Origin of the sequence: Rhodonellum sp. (assembly GCF_030656585.1) — a bacterium.
GTDB classification, from domain to species: Bacteria; Bacteroidota; Bacteroidia; order Cytophagales; family Cyclobacteriaceae; genus Rhodonellum; species Rhodonellum psychrophilum.
Window position 1 is genome coordinate 83,327 of sequence record NZ_JAUSPP010000053.1, and the last position, 12,223, is coordinate 95,549.

At 39.9% G+C, this 12,223-nt stretch carries 12 protein-coding genes and 1 pseudogene; 7 read left to right on the top strand and 6 right to left on the bottom strand.

Translation table 11 applies throughout. The features are described 5' to 3' along the window. Positions 1-183 precede the first annotated feature (183 nt). From Q7J63_RS13060 to Q7J63_RS13080, 5 genes are all read right to left on the bottom strand, one after another. Positions 184-1,098: a glutaminase gene (locus Q7J63_RS13060; RefSeq protein WP_019597882.1), complete on the bottom strand. Its 915-nt coding sequence runs from the start codon at positions 1,096-1,098 to the stop codon at positions 184-186. A gap of 260 nt (positions 1,099-1,358) precedes the next feature. Further along, positions 1,359-2,738 carry a hypothetical protein gene (locus Q7J63_RS13065; RefSeq protein WP_304886735.1) on the bottom strand — a complete coding sequence of 460 codons (1,380 nt, stop codon included), beginning with the start codon at positions 2,736-2,738 and terminating at the stop codon, positions 1,359-1,361. A gap of 263 nt (positions 2,739-3,001) precedes the next feature. Beyond that, complete coding sequence (locus Q7J63_RS13070) at positions 3,002-3,823, bottom strand: hypothetical protein (protein ID WP_304886736.1); 822 nt, start codon at positions 3,821-3,823, stop codon at positions 3,002-3,004. Between the two features lie 47 nt (positions 3,824-3,870). After that, positions 3,871-4,518, bottom strand: a complete 648-nt coding sequence (locus tag Q7J63_RS13075; RefSeq protein ID WP_304886737.1) for a hypothetical protein — start codon at positions 4,516-4,518, stop codon at positions 3,871-3,873. Then, entirely contained in the window at positions 4,515-4,949 is a 435-nt protein-coding gene (locus Q7J63_RS13080) for a hypothetical protein (RefSeq protein ID WP_304886738.1), read from the bottom strand. The genes Q7J63_RS13075 and Q7J63_RS13080 overlap by 4 nt, the downstream gene beginning before the upstream one ends. Positions 4,950-5,178: 229 nt before the next feature. Here Q7J63_RS13080 and Q7J63_RS13085 point away from each other — a divergent pair, with 229 nt between their 5' ends. From Q7J63_RS13085 to Q7J63_RS13115, 7 genes are all read left to right on the top strand, one after another. Next, positions 5,179-5,523 (top strand): PadR family transcriptional regulator, encoded by a 345-nt coding sequence (locus Q7J63_RS13085; RefSeq protein WP_019597887.1) that lies wholly within the window; start codon positions 5,179-5,181, stop codon positions 5,521-5,523. A gap of 102 nt (positions 5,524-5,625) precedes the next feature. Then, on the top strand, positions 5,626-6,309 hold the full coding sequence (locus tag Q7J63_RS13090) for a hypothetical protein (RefSeq protein WP_304886741.1): 684 nt from the start codon (positions 5,626-5,628) through the stop codon (positions 6,307-6,309). After that, on the top strand, positions 6,306-6,980 hold the full coding sequence (locus tag Q7J63_RS13095) for a hypothetical protein (RefSeq protein ID WP_304886742.1): 675 nt from the start codon (positions 6,306-6,308) through the stop codon (positions 6,978-6,980). Before Q7J63_RS13090 ends, Q7J63_RS13095 begins: the two co-directional genes overlap by 4 nt. Beyond that, positions 6,977-7,663, top strand: coding sequence for a hypothetical protein (locus tag Q7J63_RS13100; RefSeq protein WP_304886744.1), 687 nt, complete (start codon positions 6,977-6,979; stop codon positions 7,661-7,663). Before Q7J63_RS13095 ends, Q7J63_RS13100 begins: the two co-directional genes overlap by 4 nt. After that, a complete protein-coding gene (locus Q7J63_RS13105; protein WP_304886746.1) occupies positions 7,650-8,354 on the top strand; it encodes a hypothetical protein in 705 nt (234 codons plus the stop codon). Before Q7J63_RS13100 ends, Q7J63_RS13105 begins: the two co-directional genes overlap by 14 nt. Positions 8,355-8,629: 275 nt before the next feature. Next, positions 8,630-10,432: a translational GTPase TypA gene (gene typA / locus Q7J63_RS13110; protein WP_304886748.1), complete on the top strand. Its 1,803-nt coding sequence runs from the start codon at positions 8,630-8,632 to the stop codon at positions 10,430-10,432. Between the two features lie 468 nt (positions 10,433-10,900). Next, positions 10,901-11,794, top strand: a complete 894-nt coding sequence (locus Q7J63_RS13115; protein WP_304886750.1) for a hypothetical protein — start codon at positions 10,901-10,903, stop codon at positions 11,792-11,794. A gap of 151 nt (positions 11,795-11,945) precedes the next feature. On the opposite strand, the pseudogene Q7J63_RS13120 reads toward Q7J63_RS13115, so the two are convergent. Beyond that, positions 11,946-12,223: pseudogene (locus Q7J63_RS13120) on the bottom strand (NADP-dependent isocitrate dehydrogenase); the annotation flags it as partial.

Sequence of the window (12,223 nt, forward strand, 5' to 3'; positions counted from 1 at the left end):
GTAAAAAACGTTCGACTCAAAAGGATTTTCACAGCTTAAATTCTCATTGTAAAATCATGAAAGGGCGAAAATGGAGAGATTTCCGGATCTCTTCATTTTCGCCCTTTGAATTTTGAGGGGTATTCACGCCTTTGATTTGTGCAAACCCCCATTTTTCTTTCTAGATAGAGGAATTTTGGATTTTTAGAAAAGCGAAAACTTAAGCTTGTCCGTCAGCAACTCCAAGGCCTTGATGGATTTGACGGAATTGCCTTTTTCGTTCAACTCAGGACTCCAAACCGCTACGCTGAATTTGTGTGGCATAACCGCCCCAACACCACCGCCGACACCACTTTTCCCTGGCAATCCAACCCGATAGGCAAACTCTCCTGATTCATCATAGAATCCACAAGTCAACATCAATGCATTGATTCTACGGGCATTGCTTTCTGTGACGATATTCCGCTTCGCAAAGATGGAATAGCCGTCATTGGCCAGAAATGAAAATGATTTTGCCAGATCGACGCAGCTCATTTCGATGGCACATTGTGAAACGTAAGTTTCCAAAACTTCTTGGACATCATTGTCAAAATTGTCATAAGCCTTCAAAAAATAAGCCATGGCGATGTTTCTTTCCGAATGCTTCAATTCAGAGATCCTGACTTCTTCGTTGATACTAACGCACTTGTCACCGGAAATATCATTGATGAAATTGATGATTTGGGTTTTGGGATCCTCAAATTTACTGGTCAGTGCATCCGCTATGACCAAAGCCCCGGCATTGATGAAGGGATTTCTGGGAATCCCTTTTTCAAATTCCAACTGGGCGATTGAATTGAAGGGATTGCCACTCGGCTCAACGTTGACCCGGGTCCAAAGTTTTGAATTGAAAACATGAAAAACCATCGTCAGGGTATGGACTTTGGAAATACTTTGGATGGAAAAAGGGGTCTTATAATCGCCCACTCCATATACCTTCCCTTCCAAATCTACCAATGCAATTCCAAATTGATCGGGATTGACTTTGGCAAGTTCCGGGATATAGTCAGCGACTTTCCCCTTTAATTCTAATTTGTTCACCTCGTGATAAACCTCTTCGATGAGTTCTTGGTAATCCATGATCAAATTTGCCGATTAAAATTAGGACTGAAAACAATCCTCTTAATAATATCATCAAATCCCACAAAATACCCTGAAATTTTCCCGGGTTTCCAAGAGTCCTTAAGCTATTTCAGATTCCTAAAACAAAAATTTCATCTGTTTTTCATGTTGGCAACACATCCAAACCGTTGTGATGCCAACATAAATAAAGCCCGCTTTTCTTGAATGGCAGATTTAAAACTTGGAAGGAAACCACGTCCTGAAAATCAAAAGCACCATTACTTTTTTAATAAATTGTTTATCGGAAGTCTATACTCCAATTCCAAAAGCCATCCGTTGAGAGTGCCATTGTTTTCAAAGGATTTTGGCAAACCGTTTACTTGGTAATTCACTGATGCTCTATCAAAAGCAGGACTTCCGTAGTTCCTGGAGGCTTTGAATGCGATCAAGCTTGTCCTGAACAGGGGCATTTCAGCATAGAAACCACTGTTAAAAAAGACACCTTTAGAATTGGTTTTTATTCCTTTTATTTCCGAAGAATATGGATAACCCACTCCATCTATGGTCCTGACCCCAGAGACACCCATTGTATTTTCACCCTCATTATTGCTGTTTACGGGTACATGGGTCGTAAATGAAATCCCAAACCTGATTTTTTCGGAAAATGGCAAATGTCTGTCATATCTCAAGGTAAATGGAATGGTAGAAACTTGAAACTTTCGGTGATAGGCTGAGACAGGAATTCCCTCTTCACTGATCATCTCAAAGACATTTCTCCCCCGGAATTTCGAATATCCAGCCTCCATAGAAAAATCTTTCCATCTATACCCCAGCCCTAAACTTGATGAGGTGCTTACGTTTTGAAAATCGTCTGTTGGGTCATTTATAGGATTGTCTTTTTTTCTAAGCGATGCAGCCCCCATAACAAACAATCCATCACTCCAAGGATTATCTAGACTGGCTTTTTTTGAATCTTTGGGTTTCCGGTTTTCTTTGGACCACATATCCGTATTGATGCCAAATCCCACAAATAATCCCGTGAAAGAGCCGCTTCCATTTAGGGAAAGTTGAACGTTATCATTTGAAAAATTCAAATTTTCAAACTCCCTAAATCCTTGTTGGTGCCTGACACCCAATACCAAATAATTGTTTTTGATGGGGAATTGCACCCCCGCTTCCACTCGGCCCATCATGGACACCTTGGTCCTTATGTCCGTAGGTTGGATGAAAGAATAATCATTCAACTCCCTGTCAAAGATCCCTCCTACGGAACCTTGTAGGAAGAGGTTATAATTGGATTTTTCCCAAATACGCCTTACCCCTACCGACAAATTCATGAAATTATTGTTGAATATGGAACTGTTATTCTCATAGGAATAACCTGCACCACTTTCTCTGAAACCAACTCTACGTGCCAAATATTCCCCTTGTAATGACATTTGATAATTGGGCGCAATTTTTTTCAAAAAATTGATTCCAATATGTGGTTGGATCAAATTGGAGAATTTAATATCCGACTCTGCGGAGACCGCTTGGGTTTTGAAATAAGAATAGGATGGTCCACCATACAACTCAATGTCAAAATTGTGTTGTCCGAAGGAGGGAATTGCCGCAAGACCAAAAAGGGACAAGACAAAAATTCTGTATTTGTTTTTCATGTCATTATGTTTAAAGGTTGAAACAAAGATAAAAACTCCTCTTTTAGATAATAATTTCGCAATATTAAATTCTGTTAAAAACATAGTTAATAAAACCTAAATAGTTCGCTCCCATAAATCACAAATGAAAATTGTTTTTTCCCAAATAAAAAAATCCTGAAGAAATAGGCAAAGGTTGGGGCCGAGAAAAAACTCCTTTATAGTGGAACTCCTTTGCCTTGACGAAAATACTTCGGGCATCTATTGGTAAGCCCTATACAAGATTACCTGCTTGTTTTTTGACGCAAGACATTGATGGGAAGTTTGTAAGAAATTTCCAACAGATAACCGTCGATTTTCCTATCGTCCCTAAACTCCCCTTCGAATCCCTGAGATTCCCAATTAAAAATCAATGTTCTGGTAGGCCTTAGCACTAATGCCCGAGACACCTGAATCAGTAAAAAAGATGAATTCAGGACAAGAAACTCTCCATGGATCCCGGATTTGAAAAAAAACCGCCCTTTTCTATCGGCTGTACGCCAAGTGTAATTTATTTTCTCCGATTCTCCGGTGGAATTGTTCCAAGAAAAAGAAGATGTACCCTCGCTGCTTCGGTGTTCGAAAATATGGAACATGATCCAATTGGTCGAGAAATTTGCGCCAAATCTCACCTTCTCCTTATTTCCAACCGGAATGTCATATTTTAAAGAAACAGGCATCACAAAAGTATTCATGCGGCTACTGAGGATCAGTTTGGCGTCCAGCGGCGGAAGGGTTTGGCTCAAAACTTGGGAATGATAGTAGTAATTGACACCTAAATCATAGGAGAAATTTTTCCTTCTTTCTCCAAAGTGCAATCCATAATTCCCATTGATGTTGCTATAGTTCCCGAATGAGGGATGGGTTACTTGATCGAAATCCTTGTACCTTCTCAATCCCCCGTTGAGGAGCAAATAACGCCCATCCTCCTTCGCCGCCGCATGATATTTCTCCTTTTTTTCCCATCGAAGTGCTTTTTTTTGGTTGGAGGAATATCCCTGTGCCAATCCGACTAACGCGGTAATCAAAATCAAAAAAAGACTCGAAAAAAACTTCTTATGTACCATTTTCGCTTTTTTTCATGGAGGGCAGCTCTTCTTTTTTTCTCCCTACACTATTTCCAAAACCCATGAAACTCCAAGCGCATCCCAAAAGAGAATTGCAAACCATTGGATTTAGTGATGTATTTCTTATCCTCCGGGTTGATGACGATATCGACACCTGAAAGAAGGGCATACTGTATCCCTCCATGAAAAATGAGCGATTTGGCTGAATTGGCAGCAAGGTTGACATTCACCCCTGAAAAGAACTGTTCAAAACGAAGCCTATAGAAATCATCCGGTCCACTGTGTTTGACGGACAAAAGACCATAACCAATCCTTGGTTCCACATTCATTCTTCGGCCAATCAGGTGCTGGTAATAAATATAGACACCTGACTGCCTGAACCTGGCCAAGTCAAAATCATTTCCCAGTATTTCGAATTCCTCCACCTTGGACACATTCTTCCCGAGGCTTAACCCTACACCTACAAAGTCTTGAATACCCATCCGCGAATCGATCAAAAATCCAGGATGGTGCCGGTAACTTTTTGCCAAAAAATTGTGTCCGAGAAACAAAGGTTGATAGCCTTGAAAATCTAGGCCAAACATAAAACTGTTGCCCCCTCTTTCTTCAAATGAATTGGAGATTTTTTCTTGGCCCCAGAGGGAAGGGATGGATTGAAAAAGGAATAAGATCAACAAAAATATTTTTTCTTTCATGGCTCAATGAGTTTCACTATGCCGAAATCGAACACGTTTTTAGTATCTACTTTTCCCCTATTGAAGTACAGATAGTTTTTTTTAACCAAAGTTCCACTGTCACCCAAGAAATGAAACTGTGTTGACTCTCTATCGTAAATAACGAAATAGGCAGTTTTATCAGGGTGGATGATTCTAAAACTTCCATCTTGATTGGTCCGAATTGCACGAATCCTCAGGGGATTGACTTCTTCTATGGTCAGATCCAGTCCGTACCCAGGATCCATTCCCTGCGTCTGTCCAAAAATCAACTGTTGATCGACCAATGGCTGACCAGTAGCATCCACAAGCACTCCCTTCATCGTCACAAAACTATGGTCAACATAAGTTCTTTGGCACTGAAAAGCCATGGTGAAGAAAGCGACCATGGCAATCAAGATTGAATTTTTCATCCCAATAGAATCAAGACATATAACATACTACTAATTACGTTAAATTATTTTGATTGGTCGCCATAAACAGTTTTCTTCCCGATAAAAATTAATTGAAAATTTAAGAATCGGTTAAAAACCAATATGAAAGAGATACTTTTTTTAAGGAGAAACTTAAAATTCATATACCAAAGCTTCTTATGTATATAAGTCTTTTATATATTTGAGTTACTGATGCATCAAAGAAGCCATGTCAAACAATAACCTGATCAAAGGCAGCCTGCAGACCATTATCCTCAAACTTCTGGAGGAGAATGAAAGAATGTACGGCTATGAAATCACCCAAAAGGTGAAGGAACTCACTGCCGGCGAAATCAAAATCACCGAAGGTGCCCTCTATCCTGCCCTGCACAAGCTGGAGGCGGAAGGGATGCTGAGCACCGAAATCCAGCAAGTGGACAATAGGGTCAGAAAGTACTACAGCCTAACAAAGGACGGGCAAAAGGAAGTCAGCGCAAAGATGTCTGAGCTGCAGGGTTTTGTCAACAACCTCCACCGGATACTGGATCCGGGGTGGAAGCCGGGATTGGCTTAGTTTAGACCTTGCTGATTGTAAAACACAGCAGGTAAAACCCTAAAGTGACCTCCTAATTGAAAATCGTCGAGTTCTATAAAAACTCAATGTTAAATCATTACTATGCGCCCACTTACTGACATAGAAATAGAAAGAATCCAAAAAGTGATCATGACGAAGGAAATTTCCTCGGCAGAAATACTGATGGAGGTATATGACCATTATATCAGCCATTTGCAGGAATTTTCGGAGGAGAAATTTGAAGAACAGCTTTCTGACCTGGAGCAGAAGTTCACTTATGGCTACTGTCATAGCTTACAGTACAGTTTCAACAAACAAGCCAAGCAAGACATCAGCAAAACCCAATGGAGGGTGATTCGTAAATATTTTTGTTTCTCCAGGTGGCTGTATTTGGCTGGGATATTGGCGGTCGTTTTTTTCATCAGCAGTCAAACAAGCAGTGATCGGGAATTAGGAATCATGATGTTTTCTCCCATGCTTTTATTGCTGATTTCCCTTATCGCGTTCCACTTCCAATCCTTCAAAAAACTTCGCCCCATCAAAAAGGCATTCAAGGGCAACGGAATCCCTATCCATTCTTCCTTAGCCTTGCCGATTTCTGAACGGATGTATTTTACAATTTTCACGGTTCAGATGGTTTTTTATTTCCCAAAATTATGGGAGGATAATCTGCTGTTTGGCAACATCCTTCCTGCCCTGGCGGCAATGTTTACCGTCGTGATGGTGATCTATGTTTTGTCCCTAATAGAAGTTTGGAAAATCAAATCAAAAACGACACTGATATGAGGAAATTGACAGAAACAGAACTCCAAGCCATCAAGGACCGGCTGTCCAGTTTATATATCGCCTATTGCGAAATCTACGATGAACTTCTGGATCATTATATCACAGCCTTGGAGCAGGTAAGTTCTGAGGAATTTAAAACAAAAAAAGAGGCTTTGGATGAAGAATTTGCCTGGTCGGTGGTCAAGAAGATGGAGAAGGAATTGCTTAAAACAGCTTGGAAAGAAATCGGAATTGCTTCTAAATCGAGCTATAAACTCTGGAGTCTGGGGGTAAAGAAAATCGGGGGTTTGATTGTTGCCCTTTTGGCGCTGTCATTCACATTTCATCTTTTTGGCCCTGATTATTTTTATGCCCTTGCTGTTGGATCTTATGGAGGGATTATCATCCTGATCTTATTTTTCAATAGGAAAAACCTGAATCTTACCTGGTCAATCGCTCCGGATAAACATAAACCCAAAAAAGTCCTGGTCACGGCACTAACAAGTATTTCTGTTTTGGTCTTCAATCTGATACATTTTCTCGCGATTTTACTTCCCAAGATTCTGGTCAATTCCCCCTACGAGGATTTTAGCGCTATCATTTACCTAGCGCTTGGTGCCGTGATATTCGCTTTTACATGGACAATTTACAATGCTATCAATCTCAAAAGCTTTAAATTGATCAAAAAATGAAGGGATCTGACATTCAATATTTGGAAGTAAAATTAGCGGAAAGGCCATTCCGATTTGAAGAACTTTATTTTGAGATCCTGGATCATATTCTTTGCAAATATGAAGTTTCGGGTTTCGAGGATGTGGTGATTTTTTGGGAAGAAGAAAAATCTAACTGGAGCAGGTGGAAAATTTATAAACTACGGTTCAAAATTCATTTGTGGGTTATCTGGAAATTTATCCAGACCTACTTTAGGTCCGTGTTCTCCACTCAATCTCTGGATTTGCGGCTTAATTTATTGTTCCTTTCTGTGTCCATGGGTTTGGGATTTAATTTTTATCAAAATGATATTTTGATTTCCGCGATAGTTTTCAGCCTTTGGATATTATTTCCGATCGTTTTTGAATCTTGGATGTATCATAAAGGAAATACACTAGGTGAAAATTCCAAATTACTGAATTCCAAGCGCTATGTAAGCGTCAAAAGAGACGCTTTACATACTTGTTCACTCGGTCACTTGGTGTTTTGGCAGTTTATTTTAACTCAGGGAAAAAAGGCCCTTGAATTAGAAGGTTTCTTTGGATTTGCATCTTACCATCCCCTCATCACAAGCACGATCATTTTCCTGATGTTGGTTTCCGCGAGAGCATTTTTTCGTGTTTATGATTCCCAACTCAAACCATTTTTGTATGAAGTTAAGTAAACCACAAATCGACCAACTCAAAGCCCTGATCTCCAAAAAAGGATATCCAGAAATCGATGTGCAATATGAAATCTTAGACCATGTGGCCTGTAAAGTGGAATCGATGCTGGACCACCAACCCAAACTTTCCATGGAGGATGCCTTCCAGAAAGTCCATTCCGAATTTGGGATTTTTGGATTCAGTGATTTGGAGCTTTCTTACAAAAAAACAATCGATAAAAGGCTGAGAAACTATTTCCTGAAAGAACTTAAGAAAAAAATCTTGAGTGCGGGGATTTTGATTCCCATGGCTTTGACCTTTGTTTTTATCCAAAGTGCTTTTGCAATGGAAACATCTATCTCTTTCGGGCATGGAGCTCTCGTGCTGGTGGGATTTGTTTTCATGATATCAGTTATCTTTTGGTGGTATTTTGCCTTTGGCAAGGATTTAAAAAAATACAAAAACTATGCTTCATGGAAAGGAAACCAAGGGATATTGATGTTCGCCTATGTTCCCCTACAATTCATGTTTCAGGGATATAGGTACATCGGAACCTTCAATTTGCTGGATCCATTTGCTTTGGGGTTCTGGCAGATCTTTATAATTCTATTGGTTTTATTAAGCTTTACCATTCTGAACATTCTTCCGGCTGTTCTCAAAAGAGCTTTGGATGACACCAAAAAATTGGAACAGCTCTACAGTTTGGTCTAAAAGTCTTTTATTTAAAAGGTTTTTAGAGAAGCAAAAACCAATGGCAAAACCAAAAATCTTGCCTCGACATTGTATAGGAAATGAATGCTTAATTTCCCGATTTCGTCCACCAAAAAGACCTATTTATTTTTTAAACTTAAAAAAATCGGGAAGCTCTTTTTTGAAACAGATTCCCCTTTTTCTCCTTACAATATTATCTTTTGATTGCTAACTTGATGTGACAAAGGATAATTCCGAATTTTATTCTTACATTTGCACCTCAATTTAACATCATCATGCAAAGTATTCGGAATATCGCGATTATCGCACACGTTGACCACGGTAAGACCACCTTGGTGGATAAAATCATTCACGTTTCTAAAATCTTCCGTGAAAACCAACAGTTTGAAGATTTAATCCTGGACAGCAATGACTTGGAAAGAGAAAGGGGTATTACCATTCTTTCCAAAAACGTTTCAGTAAGATATAAAGGCACCAAAATCAACATTATTGACACCCCTGGTCACGCCGATTTCGGTGGTGAAGTGGAGCGTGTATTGAAAATGGCCGATGGTGTAATCCTATTGGTCGATGCTTTCGAAGGTCCTATGCCACAAACCCGTTTCGTATTGGGTAAGGCACTTGCACTTGGTCTTCGACCAATCGTAATCGTCAATAAAGTAGATAAGCCAAACTGTCGTCCAGACGAAGTTTACGAATCGGTATTCGATTTGATGTTCAACTTGGACGCTACTGAGGAGCAATTGGATTTCCAAACGCTTTACGGTTCGGCAAAGGAAAATTGGATGGGTCCGGATTGGAAAAATCCTACGGATTCCATCATCCCACTTTTAGATGCCATTGTTGAGCATATCCCTGCACCAGTGATCGAAGAAGGAACTCTTCAAATGCAAATCACCTCTTTGGATTATTCCAATTTCGTAGGCCGTATTGCCATCGGAAGGGTAAAAAGAGGAACAATCAAAGAAGGATCTCAATTGTCACTTTGCAAAGCTGATGGCGTCATCAAAAAAGTGAAAGTGAAAGAACTTCATGTTTTTGAAGGACTTGGAAAAGTAAGAGTGGCTGAAGTTGCAGCTGGTGACATCTGTGCGGTAACCGGTATTGAAGATTTCGAAATCGGTGATACACTTGCTGACTTGGAAAACCCGGAAGCATTGAAAAGAATTTCGATCGATGAGCCAACGATGAACATGCTCTTCACGATCAATAACTCTCCATTTTTTGGTAAAGAAGGTAAGTTTGTTACTTCCCGTCACCTGAGAGACAGACTTTTCAAGGAAATGGAAAAAAACCTTGCCTTGAGAGTTGAAACTACAGACAACGAAGATAAATTCTTGGTGTTTGGCCGTGGTATCCTTCACTTGTCGGTTTTGATCGAAACCATGAGAAGAGAAGGTTATGAATTGCAAGTGGGTCAACCGCAGGTGATTTTCAAAGAAATAGACGGAGTCAAAAACGAACCAATCGAAACCTTGGTTGTAGATGTACCGGATTCAAGCGCTGGTAAAGTGATTGAATTGGCGACACAAAGAAAAGGTGAACTTTTGATCATGGAGCCAAAAGGTGACATGCAGCATTTGGAGTTCAAAATCCCTTCAAGAGGTTTGATCGGTTTGAGAAACAACGTGCTTACCGCCACGCAAGGTGAAGCGATCATGAACCATAGATTCACAGCTTATGAGCCTTTCAAAGGTCCTATCCCAAGCAGAAGCAATGGTTCTTTGATTTCCATGGATAGCGGTCCTTGTACTGCTTATGCCATTGACAAGCTTCAGGACAGAGGATCTTTCTTTATCGAGCCAGGAGACGAACTTTATGGAGGACAGGTAATCGGTGAAAATTCAAGGGACAGTGATATCGTAGTCAATGTTCAAAAAGGAAAAAAACTGACCAACATGCGTGCATCAGGATCTGATGACAACGTAAAAATCACTCCTGCCAAAAAATTCTCTTTGGAAGAAGGAATGGAATATATCCAGAAGGATGAATACCTTGAAATCACGCCAAAAAGTATCAGGATGAGAAAAATCTACCTGGATGAAGGTGAAAGAGGTAGAATGGCGAAAAAGGACTAATACTAAATTTCATGAATGTCTTTTCGGAGGCATTGATTTAAAAAAACTCCCTTCAAGTAAATTGAGGGGAGTTTTTTTTGCTTCCGACCAACTCTAGATTGTTCGCTTTCCGCGAGCTACCCCATCAGAAACCCTTCCTTTCGATGTCAAAATCAAAATATTCCGAGAAAGAAAATCAATCCCTCTTCCACCCGTTTTATGCATTATCAATTCTACACCAACCTAAAATCACCTAATAATCAGCTGCTTGTATCCTGTTTTTGATCTCCCCATATTGGGCCATACATAACTCCCCAAATAGACTGATTTTCATGCCGTTACCTCCCCATGAGCAAGTCTCATGCATATATCGGGTTCAACCAATCGGTGAACTAAGAGAATTCCATTAATTTCTATGGTTTTTTTGTTAGTTAATTTTCTATTGTTAAATTACCGAACGATTAAGTAAGTAAAAAAAAACAGCATAAAATGAAAAAAGCAATTCTAGTAGCAATTTGTATTTTGTTTACGACAACCATTTTTGCCCAACAGGCTTTGGATAAAATTTTTCTTAAGGACGAAATCAGGATGGTGGTGATAGAAGAGGTCGGTATCAATACGATCAAATACAGACATAAAGATGAAGCCACTTCCTATATCATCAGCAAGCATCAAGTCGACAAAATTGAATTTTCGAGTGGTCGTGAAGAAGTTTTCGAATCTCCATTCAAACCAGTCAAATCCCTTGAAGATTCCGAAAAAGTGTACATCTCCTATATTCCGCAAGATGTGGAAGGCTTGAAGGCAATGGGTGATGTCTTTTCCAAGGCCACTGGTGTAACGGCGCTTGCAAGCATCAACAATGTGAAAAACAGGGCTGTTAGGAAAATAAAGATTGAGGCGGCCATGTTGGGTGCAAATGTGATCCTGATCGGAGACACCTTTCAGAGAGGCAACCAATATGGAAATGAAAACATCCCTGCCAACGCAACCATGACCACCCTTTCCGGAATCGCCTACAGCACAGAAAAAACCGATTTCACATCACTGAAAGAAAAACTTGAAAACAACAGATTTCAGTATTTTCAATCGGCAAAGCTCAACAGAAATGCTTGGGATGTGAATTTACAATATCCAGAAACACACAATGCAAAGGGAGATTTAATTTTGGTTGATTTTGAAAATGTGGTCATTCGAGACGGGGGATTGTATGTACAAACCAAAGGAATCAGGACAAAAGGAAACGAACTGAAAGTGGTCAATTCCAATGAGGAAATGGTCGTACTGATGGAACGTGACGGAAAAACCATTTACAACTACACCTTGTTTTCTGAAAAAGACCCTAAAGTTGCAATGGCCATCAAAATCGCAAATTCAAAGTAAATGACCGGGATTAAACATTCATTTCAAATATCCATTGTCATACTACAGAAAAATTGGTTTATTGAAATCAAATAAACCTCCTCTCAGGGAGAGCAACAAAAAAACCGGACATCTCTGCCCGGTTTTTTTTATCAATTTTCAATTATATACCTTATTCCCCTTGTGTCAAAGAATATGCACGTACACCATCAAATGCATAAAGCTGCTCGGTTTTGATAAAATCAAAGCCTAACTTCTCAACCTGGGAAAGCAAATCCAAGATATCTCGATGCGAAACTACGGATTGATCCGCGGTTTGGAACCTGCATCTCCAATGATCGGTACAAAAAGTCTCTCTCATTCCTCCTGGGAACACCTTCACTCCCCTATTGGTGATCAACTGGAGGGTCAATCCGTTCGCATTGATTTCCCTTAGTTTTTCCCCGATTG